The organism is Methyloversatilis sp. XJ19-49, assembly GCF_024580145.1.
Classification (GTDB): domain Bacteria; phylum Pseudomonadota; class Gammaproteobacteria; order Burkholderiales; family Rhodocyclaceae; genus Methyloversatilis.
Map to the genome: position 1 here is coordinate 156,925 of NZ_JANINI010000008.1, position 15,130 is coordinate 172,054.

The 15,130-nt window shown below is 63.7% G+C and carries 13 protein-coding genes; 7 read left to right on the forward strand and 6 right to left on the reverse strand.

Annotated elements, in window-relative coordinates:
• The first annotated feature begins 112 nt into the window (after positions 1-112).
• Entirely contained in the window at positions 113-1,978 is a 1,866-nt protein-coding gene (locus tag NMQ16_RS11355) for a phosphoenolpyruvate carboxykinase (GTP) (protein WP_257080779.1), read from the forward strand.
• A 177-nt stretch (positions 1,979-2,155) separates the two neighbouring features.
• Here NMQ16_RS11355 and dnaJ read toward each other — a convergent pair whose 3' ends face one another.
• The 3 genes from dnaJ to grpE form a co-directional block, all read right to left on the reverse strand.
• Entirely contained in the window at positions 2,156-3,289 is a 1,134-nt protein-coding gene (gene dnaJ, locus NMQ16_RS11360) for a molecular chaperone DnaJ (RefSeq protein ID WP_257080780.1), read from the reverse strand.
• Positions 3,290-3,393: 104 nt separating this feature from the next.
• Positions 3,394-5,313: a molecular chaperone DnaK gene (gene dnaK / locus NMQ16_RS11365; RefSeq protein WP_257080781.1), complete on the reverse strand. Its 1,920-nt coding sequence runs from the start codon at positions 5,311-5,313 to the stop codon at positions 3,394-3,396.
• A 95-nt stretch (positions 5,314-5,408) separates the two neighbouring features.
• Positions 5,409-5,942: a nucleotide exchange factor GrpE gene (grpE, locus tag NMQ16_RS11370; protein WP_257080782.1), complete on the reverse strand. Its 534-nt coding sequence runs from the start codon at positions 5,940-5,942 to the stop codon at positions 5,409-5,411.
• Between the two features lie 194 nt (positions 5,943-6,136).
• Between grpE and NMQ16_RS11375 the strand changes: the two genes are divergently transcribed.
• Both NMQ16_RS11375 and NMQ16_RS11380 read left to right on the forward strand, forming a co-directional pair.
• Positions 6,137-7,519: a serine/threonine-protein kinase gene (locus NMQ16_RS11375; protein WP_257080783.1), complete on the forward strand. Its 1,383-nt coding sequence runs from the start codon at positions 6,137-6,139 to the stop codon at positions 7,517-7,519.
• A 152-nt stretch (positions 7,520-7,671) separates the two neighbouring features.
• On the forward strand, positions 7,672-8,205 hold the full coding sequence (locus NMQ16_RS11380) for an AP2 domain-containing protein (RefSeq protein WP_257080784.1): 534 nt from the start codon (positions 7,672-7,674) through the stop codon (positions 8,203-8,205).
• 76 nt (positions 8,206-8,281) lie between these two features.
• On the opposite strand, the gene hemH is transcribed toward NMQ16_RS11380, so the two are convergent.
• The gene (gene hemH, locus NMQ16_RS11385; RefSeq protein ID WP_257080785.1) at positions 8,282-9,379 is read right to left on the reverse strand and encodes a ferrochelatase; all 1,098 of its coding nucleotides are present in this window, start codon (positions 9,377-9,379) and stop codon (positions 8,282-8,284) included.
• Between the two features lie 58 nt (positions 9,380-9,437).
• The gene (hrcA, locus tag NMQ16_RS11390; RefSeq protein WP_069039970.1) at positions 9,438-10,457 is read right to left on the reverse strand and encodes a heat-inducible transcriptional repressor HrcA; all 1,020 of its coding nucleotides are present in this window, start codon (positions 10,455-10,457) and stop codon (positions 9,438-9,440) included.
• 144 nt (positions 10,458-10,601) lie between these two features.
• Here hrcA and NMQ16_RS11395 point away from each other — a divergent pair, with 144 nt between their 5' ends.
• Entirely contained in the window at positions 10,602-11,492 is an 891-nt protein-coding gene (locus NMQ16_RS11395; RefSeq protein ID WP_257080786.1) for an NAD kinase, read from the forward strand.
• Positions 11,493-11,546: 54 nt separating this feature from the next.
• Positions 11,547-13,214: a DNA repair protein RecN gene (gene recN / locus NMQ16_RS11400; RefSeq protein ID WP_257080787.1), complete on the forward strand. Its 1,668-nt coding sequence runs from the start codon at positions 11,547-11,549 to the stop codon at positions 13,212-13,214.
• Here recN and fur read toward each other — a convergent pair whose 3' ends face one another.
• Positions 13,215-13,679: a ferric iron uptake transcriptional regulator gene (fur, locus tag NMQ16_RS11405; protein WP_069039973.1), complete on the reverse strand. Its 465-nt coding sequence runs from the start codon at positions 13,677-13,679 to the stop codon at positions 13,215-13,217.
• A 115-nt stretch (positions 13,680-13,794) separates the two neighbouring features.
• Between fur and NMQ16_RS11410 the strand changes: the two genes are divergently transcribed.
• Together NMQ16_RS11410 and dapB are read left to right on the forward strand one after the other, a co-directional pair.
• The gene (locus tag NMQ16_RS11410) at positions 13,795-14,241 is read left to right on the forward strand and encodes an outer membrane protein assembly factor BamE (protein ID WP_257080788.1); all 447 of its coding nucleotides are present in this window, start codon (positions 13,795-13,797) and stop codon (positions 14,239-14,241) included.
• Positions 14,242-14,295: 54 nt separating this feature from the next.
• A complete protein-coding gene (gene dapB / locus NMQ16_RS11415) occupies positions 14,296-15,093 on the forward strand; it encodes a 4-hydroxy-tetrahydrodipicolinate reductase (RefSeq protein ID WP_257080824.1) in 798 nt (265 codons plus the stop codon).
• Positions 15,094-15,130 lie beyond the last annotated feature (37 nt).

Sequence of the window (15,130 nt, forward strand, 5' to 3'; positions counted from 1 at the left end):
TGTCCGATGCATGGGCCCACCCGGCCTGATGCGGGTTTCGTTCAAACGGTTGAACCGGACGGCACGCGGCAACTGCCGCGTCCCGCCCAGTGTGGTTTATGGAGAGCGTCGCATGAAAGTCGTCTTGTCGCCCGAGCAGATCCGCTCCGGCGAAATACCCGTTCCGGCATGGGTCAAGAGCCGCAAGCTGGTCACATGGGTCGCCGAAGTGGCGGCGCTCACCCAACCCGACGCAATCTACTGGTGCGACGGTTCGGAAGAGGAATACGATCGTCTGTGTGCCGACATGGTCGCATCGGGCACGATGAAACGCCTCGATCCGGTCAAGCGCCCGAATTCCTATCTCGCGCTGTCCGACCCGTCCGACGTCGCGCGCGTCGAAGACCGCACCTACATCTGCTCGGCACGCGAGGAAGATGCCGGCCCGACCAACAACTGGATGGCGCCGGCGCAGATGCGCGAAACGCTGACCGGCCTGTTCCGCGGCTGCATGCGCGGTCGCACCATGTATGTCGTGCCGTTCTCGATGGGCCCGCTGGGTTCGCACATTTCGCAGATCGGCATCGAACTGTCCGACTCGCCGTATGTGGCGGTCAACATGCGCATCATGACCCGCATGGGCCGCGCGGTGTACGACGTGCTGGGCAGCGACGGCGACTTCGTGCCCTGCGTGCACACGGTCGGCAAGCCGCTGGCGGCGGGCGAGAAGGATGTGCCGTGGCCGTGTAACGCCACCAAGTACATCGTTCATTACCCGGAAACGCGGGAAATCTGGAGCTTCGGCTCGGGCTACGGCGGCAACGCTCTGCTCGGCAAGAAGTGCTTCGCGCTGCGCATCGCCTCGACCATGGGCCGCGACCAGGGCTGGCTGGCAGAACACATGCTCATTCTCGGCGTGGAAAACCCGCAGGGTGAGAAGCACTATGTCGCGGCGGCGTTTCCGTCCGCCTGCGGCAAGACCAATTTCGCGATGCTGATTCCGCCCAAGGGTTTCGAGGGCTGGAAAGTCACCACCATCGGCGACGACATTGCCTGGATCAAGCCGGGCAAGGACGGACGTCTGTACGCAATCAACCCGGAAGCCGGCTATTTCGGCGTGGCCCCGGGTACCAACCAGAATACCAACGCCAACTGCATGGCGTCGCTGGCGTCCGACACCATCTTCACCAATGTCGCGCTGACCGATGACGGCGACGTGTGGTGGGAGGGCATGACCAAGGAGCCGCCGGCGCACCTGATCGACTGGCAGGGCCGCGACTGGACGCCCGCCATCGCGAAGGAAACCGGTGCCAAGGCGGCGCATCCGAATGCGCGCTTCACCGTCGCGGCGACGCAGAATCCGGTCATCGACCCGGCCTGGGACAACCCGGCCGGCGTGCCGATCTCGGCCTTCATCTTCGGTGGCCGCCGTTCGACCACGGTGCCGCTGGTGACCGAGGCACGCAACTGGGTAGAGGGCGTCTACATGGCGGCCACGATGGGCTCGGAAACGACCGCTGCGGCGGCTGGCCAGCAGGGTGTGGTGCGGCGCGATCCGTTCGCCATGCTGCCGTTCTGCGGCTACAACATGAGCGACTACTTCAGTCACTGGCTCAAGCTCGGTCAGAGCATCGAAGCCAGCGGCCAGACGCTGCCGCACATTTTCTGCGTGAACTGGTTCCGTACCGATGAGAACGGCAAGTTTGTGTGGCCCGGCTTCGGCGAGAACATGCGTGTGCTGAAGTGGATGCTCGATCGCGTGGCGGGCCAGGCGAACGGCATCGAGCACCTGTTCGGCACCACGCCGCGCTATGACGATCTGAGCTGGACCGGGGTCGATTTCAGCCGCGAACTGTTCGAGCGCATCACGTCGATCGACCATGCGGCCTGGCAACTCGAGATCGAGTTGCACAACGAGTTGTTCTCGCGCTTGCAGAATCGCCTGCCGCCGGCCCTGTCGGCGGTCAAGGAGCGGATCGAGAAGAAGCTGGTCGCCTGATCGAAGGCGCACCGCTGAATGAAAACGCCCGCATCATGCGGGCGTTTTCATTTTCGGCTTCCCGAAGCGGAAGCGTCAGGGCTCAGCCGGCGAAGAAGTTCTTCATCTTGTCCATCCACGATTTGGCGCGCGGGCTGTGGCTCGCTTCGTCGCTCAGGTTGATGTNAGCGTCAGGGCTCAGCCGGCGAAGAAGTTCTTCATCTTGTCCATCCACGATTTGGCGCGCGGGCTGTGGCTCGCTTCGTCGCTCAGGTTGATGTCGTCGAATTCCTTCAGCAGTTCCTTCTGGCGTGCCGTCAGATTGACCGGCGTTTCGACTACCACGTGGCACATCAGATCACCCGGGGTGCTGCTGCGCACGCCCTTGATGCCCTTGCCGCGCAGGCGGAACACCTTGCCGGACTGGGTTTCCGACGGAATCTTGATCTTGGCGGCACCCTCCAGCGTCGGAATCTCGATTTCGCCGCCCAGTGCCGCGGTGGCGAAGCCGATCGGCATTTCGCAGTGCAGGTCGTCGCCCTCGCGCTGGAACACGCTGTGCGGCTTGATGTGGATCTGCACGTACAGGTCGCCGGCCGGGCCGCCGCCCTGACCATGCTCGCCTTCGCCGGCCAGCCGGATGCGGTCGCCTTCGTCGATGCCGGACGGAATCTTCACCTGCAGCGTCTTGCTCGACTTCACGCGGCCGGCGCCATGGCAGGTGCCGCAAGGGTCCTTCACCATCTTGCCGGTGCCATGGCATTTGGGACAGGTCTGCTGGATCGAGAAGAAGCCCTGCTGCATGCGTACTTGCCCCACGCCATTGCATGTCGTGCAGGTGACCGGCTTGGTGCCCGGCTTCGCACCGGTGCCATCGCAGGTGCCGCACTCGTCCATGGTCGGAATGCGGATGCGCGTGTCGGTGCCGCGTGCTGCCTCTTCGAGCGTGATTTCGAGGTTGTAGCGCAGATCAGCGCCGCGATAGACGCCGCTGCGCCCGCCGCCCGCCCGGCCGCGACCGGCTGCATTGCCGAAGATTTCGCCGAAGATGTCGCCGAAGGCATCACCGAAACCGGGGCCTGCGCCACCGCCACCCCCCATGTTGGGGTCGACGCCGGCGTGGCCGTACTGGTCATAGGCGGCGCGCTTCTGCCCGTCCGACAGGATTTCGTAAGCTTCCTTGGCTTCCTTGAACTTGTCTTCCGCTTCCTTGCTGTCCGGATTGCGGTCCGGGTGGTACTTCATCGCCAGCTTGCGGTAGGACTTCTTGATCTCGTCGTCGGATGCGTCCCGATTGACGCCGAGGATGTCGTAAAAATCGCGTTTTGCCATTCGTTATCACCACAGATACGCCAAGGCACAGAGGAGCAGGGCGCGACCCTGCGTCTCTGTGCCCCGGCGGTCAGGTCGCCATCGGCAACCGGAAGACGCGCAGCTTACTTCTTGTCGTTCACTTCGGTGTACTCGGCATCGACCACGTCGCCGTCGTCCTTGCCCGAGCCGCCCGGTGCCGAACCGGCTTCACCGGCAGCTGCCTGCTGCTGGGCGTACATCGCTTCGCCCAGCTTCTGCGCTGCGGTCGACAATGCGGCGCTCTTGGCTTCGATCGCTTCCTTGTCGCCTGACCGGATGGCCTCTTCGGTCTCCTTGATCGCGGCTTCGATCGCATCCTTTTCGCCGGCATCGACCTTGTCGCCGTGCTCGGTCAGCGCCTTGCGAGTCGAATGCACCAGTGCATCGGCCTGGTTGCGCGTATCGGCCAGCTCGCGTGCCCGACGGTCGTCTTCGGCATGCAGCTCGGCGTCCTTCACCATCTTCTGGATTTCGTCTTCCGACAGGCCGGAATTCGCCTTGATGGTGATCTTGTTTTCCTTGCCGGTCGCCTTGTCCTTGGCGCCGACGTGCAGGATGCCGTTGGCGTCGATGTCGAAGGTCACCTCGATCTGCGGCAGGCCGCGCGGAGCGGGGGCGATGCCTTCGAGGTTGAATTCGCCGAGCGACTTGTTGCCGCTGGCCATTTCGCGCTCGCCCTGATAGACCTTGATGGTGACGGCCGGCTGGTTGTCGTCGGCGGTCGAGAAGGTCTGAGAGAACTTGGTCGGCACCGTCGTGTTCTTCTGGATCATCTTGGTCATGACGCCGCCCAGCGTTTCGATGCCCAGCGACAGCGGGGTCACGTCGAGCAGCAGCACGTCCTTCACGTCGCCCTGCAGCACGCCGCCCTGGATCGAGGCACCGACTGCGACGGCTTCGTCCGGATTCACGTCCTTGCGCGGCTCCTTGCCGAAGAATTCCTTCACCCGTTCCTGCACCTTGGGCATGCGGGTCATGCCGCCGACCAGGATGACGTCGTCGATGTCGCTCACCTTGACGCCCGAATCCTTGATCGCGATGCGGCAGGGCTCGATCGAACGCTCGATCAGTTCCTCCACCAGCGACTCGAACTTGGCACGCGTGATCTTGATCGCGAGATGCTTCGGCCCGGTCGAATCGGCTGTGATGTAGGGCAGATTGATTTCTGTCTGCGCACCCGACGACAGTTCGATCTTGGCCTTCTCGGCTGCTTCCTTCAGGCGCTGCAGCGCGAGGATGTCCTTCTTCAGGTCGACGCCCTGATCCTTCTTGAACTCGTCGATCACGTAATCGATGATGCGCTGGTCGAAATCTTCGCCGCCGAGGAAGGTGTCGCCGTTGGTGGCCAGCACTTCGAACTGGTGTTCGCCATCGACATCGGCGATTTCGATGATGGACACGTCGAACGTGCCGCCGCCGAGGTCATACACGGCGATCTTCGAATCACCCGGCTTCTTGTCCATGCCGAAGGCGAGCGCAGCCGCGGTCGGCTCGTTGATGATGCGCTTGACGTCCAGGCCGGCGATGCGGCCGGCGTCCTTCGTGGCCTGACGCTGGCTGTCGTTGAAATAGGCGGGCACCGTGATGACGGCTTCGGTGACTTCCTCGCCGAGGTAGTCCTCGGCGGTCTTCTTCATCTTGCGCAGCACTTCGGCCGACACCTGCGGCGGTGCGATCTTCTTGCCGCGCACTTCGACCCAGGCGTCGCCGTTGTCGGCCTTGGAAATCTTGTAGGGCATCAGCGCGATGTCCTTCTGCACTTCCTTCTCTTCGAAGCGTCGACCGATCAGGCGCTTGACCGCGAACAGCGTGTTCGCCGCATTGGTGACCGCCTGACGCTTGGCCGAGGCGCCGACCAGGATTTCACCGTCTTCGGTGTAGGCGACGATGGACGGCGTGGTGCGCGCACCTTCCGAATTCTCGATCACCTTGGGCTTGCCGCCTTCCATGACGGACACGCAGCTATTGGTGGTGCCCAGATCGATGCCGATGATTTTTCCCATGTTCGGGGTCCTCTATATATAAGTGTGTGTGTCGGGAGCGAAACGACCGCTTGGCCTCAGATGTGGGCGCATTCGCCCACATTTCAAGGGGTCATTCAGCTGGCTGCCCTGGAAACGATCACGAGGGCAGGGCGCAGCACGCGTTCATGCAGCAGATAACCTTTCTGCAGTACCTGAACCACGTGATTCGGCTCGCCCGGCGCCTCGATCTGGCTGATTGCCTGATGGCGGTGCGGGTCGAACTTCTCGCCGAGCGGATCTGTTTCCTCGACGCCGGCGCCACTGAAGGCCTGCTGCAGCTGCTTGAGCGTCAGTTCGACACCGGAGCGCAGTGTCGCCACGTCGGACGACTGGTCGGCGAGCGCCGCTTCCAGACTGTCCTTGACCGGCACCATCGCGCTGGCGAATTTCTCGGCCCCGAACTTGCCCGCCTTCAGCACATCCTCGGCCGCGCGGCGGCGCATGTTCTCGGTTTCGGCCTTGGCACGCAGCAGGGCGTCCTGTAATTCGGCCACCTTGAGTTCTGCAGCGGCAAGCGCCGGATCGGCGGTGGCTGCGTGTGTTTCGTCGGTGGCTGCGGCATCGGCCGGCAGCTCGTTCGGCAGGTCTTGCGGGGTCTGATCGGTCATGCAGCGATTTCCTCTGGCTTTCGGACCCGATGCACTTGGGGCCGAAGCCGGGCGATTTCAAGCCCCGCCGACATGTATGGTTTTTGCCCGCGACAGCGCACAAGTTCAGGGTGACATCGGGAACTGCTTTTGTTCCATGAAGGCCGATGCCCTATCATTGCGGATGTTCATGACGCCTCCATCGCACTTCAAGAATGCTTGATCGCATCGGCAAATACAGGGTTATCCGGGAAATCGGCAAGGGCGCGACCGCCACCGTATACCTATGCAAGGCCGATGACATCGAAGAACTGGTCGCCGTGAAGCTGGTCGATTTCGGCGACAAGAACCGCGATCAGGGCAAATGGTCGCGCCGCATGCGCAAGCTGTTCCTGACCGAGGCGGCGATCGCCGCAAAACTCAACCACCCGAACATCATCCGCATCTTCGACGCGCAGGTGGAAGAGGGGCGCGCCTACCTGGTGATGGAGTACATCGAGGGCGAAGCACTCGATCACTACTGCGAATTCAACAAGATGCTGCCGCTGCCGCGCGCCGTCAGCATCGTGTTCAAGTGCTGCATGGCACTCGACTACGCGTTCAAGCAGGGTGTCGTGCACCGCGACATCAAGCCGGCCAACATCCTGATCGGCGCCAATGACCTCGTGAAGGTCACGGATTTCGGGCTGGCGCTGAATGTCGCGAAGGAAAACGACAAGGATTCGACCTTCATCATGGGCGTGGGCTCACCGGCCTACATGAGTCCGGAACAGGTGAAGGGCTATCCGCTGAACCAGAAGACCGATCTGTATTCGCTCGGCGTGGTGCTGTTCCACCTGCTGACCGGGCGGCTGCCTTTCCGCGCCAAGCATCCGGCCCAGCTGATCTACAAGATCATCAATGCCGATCCGCCATCCGCGTCGCAGCTGAATCCGGAAGTGCCCGAAGGCATGGACCGGGTAATCCGCAAGGCGCTCGAAAAGGATCTGTACTCGCGCTACAAGAATGGTGCCGAATTCGCGAAGGATCTGTCGTCGGTGCGCTTCAAGCTGCTCGACGACGCTTACGTGCCGCCGGACACGACCCGTTTCAACATTTTGCGGAAGATGGCCTTCTTCACCGAATTCGACGATGTCGAGGTGTGGGAGGTGCTGCGCTTTTCCGGCTGGCGCCAGTTTGCCGAGAACGCCGTGATGATGCGCGAGGGCGATACCGACAACCGCTTCGGCCTCATCGTGTCAGGACAGGCCCAGGTCAGCGTTGGTGGTCGTCTGCTGGCCGAACTGGGTACCGGCGACGTGGTCGGCGAGATGGGCTATCTCGATCCCAAGCATGTCAGCCGGTCGGCCACCGTGATCGCCACGACCCAGATCACCTTTCTGGAAATCAATCCGTCGGCGCTGACGCTTGCGTCGGAGGAATGTCTCGAACATTTCCGCGGCCAGCTGATCAGTACCGTCGTGCAGCGTCTGATCCGCGCCAACGCCGCTCTCGCCGCACAGGGCGAAGAAGTCATGCTGCCGACAGAGTCCGGTTTCTGCGTCGCCGGTGTCGGGCTTGATCTCGAACTTGCACCTGATCCGCCGCTCCGTCGCTGAAGGACGCCGCCTTGCGGTCCGGACACACTTCACGACCCGCCTGTTTCATCGTGAAACGCAGCCGCTCAGGCCGCTAAAGTTTCGATCCTGCAGGCCGAAACTCTCCTCACAGGCACCCGGCCAACCCGGTGCTGATCGGAAGGAGACCGACCTTGAGCCGCAATTCAGTTTATGGCATCAGCCGCGTGGATAACGAAGCCAGCCGGACGCATGGCTGGCTCGTGACCATCCAGCGACGTGGCGTGATACACCGCAAGCACTTCAGCGATGGCGTGTTCGGCGGCAAGCAGAAAGCGTTCACCGCCGCCAAGCAGTTCAGGGACGACATCATTGCGAAGTTTCCGCCGTTCTCGCTGCGCGAGTATTCGAGCATCGTCAAGAAGAACAACCGCTCCGGCGTCGTCGGGGTGTGCCGTTACTGTGCGTCGGAAACGCGCGACATGCCGGAAGAGAAACAGCGCTGGTTCTGGGTGGCTTCATGGCCACTGCCATCGGGTCGGCGCAAGCGGGTGAAATTCTCGGTCAACAAGTACGGTGAGGAAGGCGCGTTCAAGATGGCACTGAAGGCGCGCAAGGACGCGCTGAAGAAGCTCGACGGCCAGTTCGATCCTGGCGCATCGCGCCGCGGTCGCCCGCGCCGTGCCAAGAATGACGAAACGTCGGTGGCCGAAGCACGCGCTGCTTGAAATTTGGTCAGCGCATGAAAAAAGGCGACCCCCGGGGTCGCCTTTTTTTCGTTGTCTCCCGCTGGGGAGCACGCCGCTATTTCAGTGCACCGAAAGACTTCGCGCGTTCGGCCTGCAGGGCCAGCTGATCGGCCACCGGACTCGCTTCGTCCCACCAGTGACCCAGTTCGCGTCGCACGATGCGGCCCAGTGCGTCAATCCAGTCGGCACGCTCGTTCAGGCAGGCGATGTACTGGAAGGTCTTGCCGCCCTTGCCGATGAAGGCTTCACGGTTTTCCACCGCGATCTCCTCCAGCGTTTCCAGGCAGTCGGCCACGAAACCCGGGCAGATCACGTCCACGCTCTGCAGGCCCTCCGCGGCGAGCTTCTCAAGCGTCGGCTGCGTATACGGTTCGAGCCAGCGCGCCTTGCCGAAGCGTGACTGGAAGGTAACCAGATACTGATCCTTCGCCAGCCCGAGCGCTTCGGCGAGCAGCCGGCCGGTCTTGTGGCACTCGCAGTGGTAGGGGTCGCCCTGTTCCAGATGGAAGTGCGGCACGCCGTGGAAGGACATGACCAGCTTGTCCGCACGGCCGTTCTTCGCCCAGTGCTCGCGCACGCTGGCCGCGAGCGCACCAATGTAGCCGGCGTCGGCTGCGAAGGCTCTCAGATAGCGCAGCTCCGGCAGGTTGCGCCAGCGCAGCAGGGTCTGCGCCAGTTCGTCGATCATCGAACCGGTCGTGCTCGATGCCGCCTGCGGATACATCGGCAGCATCAGGATGCGCGTGCAGCCATCCATCTTCATCTGCTGCAGCACCTCGCCGATGGCCGGACTGCCGTAGCGCATCGCAAATCGCACATCGATGTCGGGCTGACCTTCGGCAATCATCCAGCCGCGCAGCAACTTGGCCTGGCGTTCGGTATGCACGCGCAGCGGCGAGCCTTCGTCGGTCCACACCGAGGCATACTTTTCGGCGGACTGTTTCGGGCGCACGTTCAGGATGATGACGTTCAGGATGAACCACCACACGGCCTTCGGAATCTCGACCACGCGGTCGTCCGACAGGAACTGCTTGAGGTAGCGCCGCAGCGACGGTGCGTCCGGCTTGTCGGGAGTGCCGAGGTTCACCAGCAACACGCCGGTGCGCGCGGGCTGGCCATGGGTGTAGGACGGTTCGGCGTTGAATCGTGACATGGGCTCGTTGGGGTTGCGGTGCGCGCATCCATGGCGCGCCCGGTTCGGGTGGTTCGGGTCAGGTCTGGCTCAGCGCGCTCGACAGCAGCTTGGCGGTGACATCGACAATCGGAATGACGCGCTCGTACGCCATGCGGGTCGGGCCGATCACGCCGACGCTGCCGACCACCTGACCCTGAATTTCGTAGGGCGCGGTGACCACGCTGCATTCGTCGAGCGGTGCCAGACCGGATTCACCGCCGATGAACAGTTGCACGCCTTCTGCCTGCTGCGAAAGATCGAGCAGACTGGCAAGCTGCGTGCGCTGGTCGAACAGTGAAAAAAGCTCGCGCAGACGGGACATGTTTGAAGCCAGATCATCCACTGCCAGCAGGTTGCGCTCGCCGGAAATGACATACTGGCCCTTGTCGCCGGAAAAGGCCTCGTTGCCCGCCTGCAGCGCAGCCGCCATCAGCGACGTCAGATCGCCATGCAGCTTCTTCAGTTCCGCCTGCAGCCGGCCGCGGATTTCCTCGAAATCAAACCCGACATAGTTCTGGTTCAGGAAATTGGCTGCGCTGACCAGTTCTGCCGGCGAGAAATTGCGCTCCGTCAGCAGGATGCGGTTCTGCACCTCGCCCTGATCGGTCACGATGATGAGCAGGATGCGCTTGTCGGACAGGCTGAGGAATTCGATCTGCCGGATACGCACCATCTGGCGCCGCGGTGCCACCACAATGCCGGCGAAGTGAGTCAGTTGCGACAGCAGTTGCGAGGCCTGACCGACCAGCACGCGCGGATCGGCCGGGCGCAGTTCACCCTTCAGTTCGCTGATCTGGCCGGGCTCCAGCGGCTGCACCGACAGCAGGCTGTCGACGAAGAACCGGTAGCCGCGCGGCGTCGGAACGCGTCCGGCCGAGGTGTGCGGGCTGGTGATGAAGCCCAGCTCCTCCAGATCCGACATCACGTTGCGTATCGTGGCCGGCGACAGGTCCAGCCCCGAATACTTCGAAAGCGTGCGGGAGCCGACCGGCTGACCGTCGGCGATGTAGCGTTCGACCAGGGTTTTGAGCAGCAGTCTGGAGCGGTCTTCGAGCATGACTTCGCGGTTTGTGTGCGCTTCCGGCTTCAGATTCTAGAACGGTGCCGCGGGTGCGACGGCGTCAGGCCCGGATATTGACACAGGCCGGCCCGCTCTCGTCGGCTTCGCGGTCGATCGCGGCCTTTGTGGTTTAATTCGACGATGGACAAATCCCCACCGTCGTTCGGCTGCGTCGCCCTGATTGGCAAGTACCAGAGCGCGGAGGTGGGCGAATCGATGCGCACGCTCGCGCACTGGCTGCGCGACTCCGGCCGCGAGGTGCTGATCGAGCAGGATTCTGCGGATGCCTTGTCCGGCAACGATTTCGAGCCGGCTGCATTCGACGGGATCGGCCGGCGCGCCGGGCTGGCGGTGGTCATCGGTGGCGATGGTTCGCTGATCAGCGCGGCCCGCAAGCTGGCGCCGCACGCCGTGCCGCTGGTTGGCGTCAATCAGGGGCGACTGGGTTTTCTGACCGATGTCGCCCGTTCCAACATGCTGTCGGCGATGGAAGCCCTGATGGCAGGGCAATTCACCCGCGAGCGCCGTGCGCTGCTGCAGGCAGGCGTGCTGCGTGACGGGGAGTCCGTTTTCTCGGCGCTGGCGCTCAATGATGTCGTGCTGTCCAAGGGCGACCTCGGCCGCATGATCGAGTTCGAAGTCCGGGTGGACGACGAATTTGTATACAGTCAACGCTCCGACGGGCTGATCATTTCCACGCCGACCGGCTCGACGGCCTATTCGCTGTCGGCCAACGGTCCCATCGTGCATCCGTCGCTCGGAAGCATGCTCATCGTTCCGCTGTGTCCGCACGCCTTGTCGTCGAGACCGATTGCGCTGAGTGACAGTTCGGTGCTGGATGTCCGGTTGTTTCTTCGGCATGACGCGCGCGCCCATTTCGACGGCCAGGAACATTTCAATCTGCAGGGTGGAGACTGCCTGCGCATCGAGCGATCGCCGTATTGCGTAACCCTGATGCATCCTCCGGGCTACAGCTACTTTGCCATGTTGCGCGAGAAGCTCCGCTGGAGCGAAGCGCCAAAAGAGGCCTGAGCTTTTCCCGTTCTGCCCGATTTACATCACCGATCCGAATCCTCACCGCGCTGCATGCTCGAACGCCTTTTCATTCGCGATTTCATCCTGGTCGACCAGCTCGAACTCGACTTTTCGGCCGGCTTCGGTGCGCTGACCGGTGAAACCGGGGCCGGCAAGTCCATCCTCGTCGATGCGCTCGGCCTGCTGCTCGGCGCGCGCGCCGACGCATCGGTCGTCCGGATCGGACGGGAGCGGGCGGAGCTGTCGGCCGAATTCGTGCTCGCACCGGACAGTCCGGCGCGCGACTGGCTGGTTGCGCAGGATTTCGAATGCGACGGCGACCGGGTCATCGTGCGACGGGTGATCGACAGCGGCAGCCGTTCGCGTGCCTGGATAGGCGGCGCGCCGGCCGGCATCGCCCAGCTGCGCGAACTGGGTGGACTGCTGGTCGACATCCACGGCCAGCATGCGCACCAGGCCCTGATGCGCGAATCGGCGCAGCGCGAGTTGTTCGACCAGCACGCCGGCCTGCTGGCCGAGGTCATCGAAGTCACGAAGCTCTATCGGGAATGGCAGGCGCGCGAGCAGGCGCTGGTGCGCGCCGTGCAGGACAGTGATGCGGCCCTGCGCGATCGCGAACGCCTGCAGTGGCTCGTCGAGGAGCTCACCGCACTGGCGTTCGAACCCGCTGCCTGGGCGGCGCTGCAGCAGGAACACAGTCGGCTGGCGCATGTCTCGCAACTGCTCGAAGGCAGTGCCGAGGCGCTCGCGCTGCTGGAGGAAGGCGAGGTCGCGCTGGATGCGCAGCTCGCCCACATCGCTGCTGTGCTCGGCCGCTTGCAGGGGTTCGATGCGGCGCTGGGCGAATGCTGCAGCCTGATCGATTCGGCGTCGGCCCAGGTCGGCGAAGCCGCACGTGCGCTGCGCGCCTACGCACATCGGCTCGATGCGGACCCGGCTGCGCTGGCACGTGCCGACGATCGCATTGCGGCCGTGCTCGGCGCCTCCCGCAAGTATCGCTGCGAGCCGGACGAACTGCCGGCGCTTCTGGCCGATAGCCAGTTGCAGCTCGACCGGCTGGCCGCCGACGCGGATCCGGCACGGCTTGAGCAGGCGCGCGACGCAGCGCGCACGGCCTGTCTGCAGGCGGCGACGCGGCTGTCAGCCGCACGCAGGCCGGTGGCTGAGCGCCTGTCGGCCGAGGTGAGCGCAGCCATGGCCGAACTGGCGATGCAGGGTGGCCGCTTCGAAGTCGCACTTCGTCCGCTGGCCGAACCGTCAGCCACCGGCCTGGAAGAGATCGAGTTCCGTGTGTCTGCCAATCCCGGGCAACCCCTGGCACCGCTGGCGAAAGTCGCCTCGGGTGGAGAACTGTCGCGCATCGGACTCGCGATACAGGTGATTGCCAGCGCACGCAGCGGAACGCCGACGCTGGTATTCGACGAAGTGGACGTCGGCATCGGCGGCCGGGTGGCCGAAGTGGTGGGGCGTCAGCTGGCGCGGCTCGGCAAGGCGCGCCAGGTGCTGTGCGTCACCCATCTGCCCCAGGTCGCCGCACGCGCCGACTGGCAATGGTCAATCGCCAAGCGCAGCCTCGCGGGGCAGACAGTCAGTGCCGTGAACGCGCTCGATGCCGTGGCAAGGATCGAGGAAATCGCGCGCATGCTGGGCGGCGAGGTCATCACCGACACCACGCGGGCACACGCGAAGGAAATGCTGGGCGAGCGCCCGGCGAACTGATCAACCCGGTTCGGATCGGCCGGGTTCGCGCTGCGGCTTCTTCTTGTTCGGGCAGGCTTCGGTCGTGCAATTGGCGAAGATCGTCAGGGCGTGGTCGTGCACCGCGAAGCCGTGGTCCTTGGCGACCTTGATCTGGCGACGCTCGATTTCGGCGTCGTAGAACTCTTCCACCTTGCCGCACTGGATGCAGACGAGGTGATCGTGGTGGTGACCTTCGTTGAGCTCGAACATCGCCTTGCCGGATTCGAAGAAGTGGCGTTCCAGCAGACCGGCATGTTCGAACTGGGTCAACACCCGATAGACGGTCGCCAGACCGATGTCCATATCTTCCTGCAGCAACGCCTTGTAGACGTCTTCCGCACTCATGTGGCGCACATCCGCGCGCTGGAAGAGCTCGAGGATCTTGAGTCGCGGCAGGGTGGCTTTCAGGCCGATGTTCTTCAGGTTGTGCGAGTTTGCGCTCATGGGCAAGGCTGACGGCAATATCAAGGTCGCTATAATATAGACTTTCGTCTCCCGTCCGGCGTCGCGCCGCGAGCGGGCTGATCTGCCCGAAGCCCTAACCGAGTCCCGTCCAGCGATGTCCCTCGCCCCAGTGGTAGTTGTCCGCTACGCCCTCGCCGCCCTGATTCCGGTGCTCGCGGGATGCACCAACGTGCCTTCGGCGCTCGATGTGACCAATCGTCTGAATCCGTTCCGCATCGATATCCGCCAGGGCAACCTGGTCACGCAGGAAATGGCATTCCAGCTCAAGCCCGGCATGTCGCGCGACCAGGTGCGTTTCGTGCTCGGGTCGCCGATGCTGGCTGACGTCTTTCATCCGGACCGCTGGGACTATCTGTACTACTTCAAACCGGGCAACAAGCCGGAAGACACCCAGCAGCGCCGCCTGATCGTCTATTTCGAGGATGACAAGCTGGTCAGCCTCGGTGGCGACGTGGTGGGCGCGGAAGACGCCGATCTGAACCAGCCCGAGGCGCCGCGTACCCGCACGATCGATCTGGGCGAGGTTGTCGCGCCGAAATGACGAGGCGCGGGGTCATCGCGGCACATTCATGTTTGAAAGGATTCCATGTCACCGATGCGCATAGCGATCGCCGGGGCGTCAGGCCGCATGGGCCGCATGCTGATCGAAGCGACGTCGCGCGATGAAGGCGCCCGGCTCGTCGCGGCCCTTGACCGCCCGGATTCGGCCGCCATCGGCGAAGACGCGGCAGCCTTTCTGGGCAGCCCGGCCGGCGTGCCGATCAGCAGCGATGTCGATGCAGCCCTGGCCGGAGCCGACTTCCTGATCGATTTCACCCGTCCGGAAGCCACGCTGGCCCACCTTGAAGCCTGCCGGCGCCACAACGTGAAGATGATCATCGGCACGACCGGCTTCAGCGAAGCGCAGCGCGCCAGGCTGGTCGAGGCATCGCGCGACATCGCCATCGTGTTCGCACCGAACATGGCGGTCGGCGTGAATGCGGTTTTCCGGCTGCTTGATGTCGCCGCGCGAATCCTGAACAGCGGCTACGACGTGGAAGTGATCGAGGCGCATCACCGCATGAAGGTCGATGCGCCGTCCGGTACCGCGCTGCGCATGGGCGAGGTGGTGGCCGACGCACTTGGCCGTTCGCTGGCCGACTGCGCCATATATGGCCGCGAAGGGCACACCGGCGAGCGGCAGGACACGACCATCGGGTTTTCCACGATACGTGGTGGCGACATCGTCGGTGACCACACCGTGTTGTTCGCCGGCCTTGGCGAGCGCATCGAAATCACCCACAAGTCGGCCAGTCGCATGCCCTATGCGCTGGGCAGCCTGCGTGCCGCGCGCTGGCTGGTCAGCCGGGATAGTGGTCTGTACGACATGCAGGACGTGCTGGGTCTGCGCTGAGCAGCGGATACCGAGCCGCCCGCGTCCCGGTTCTTCA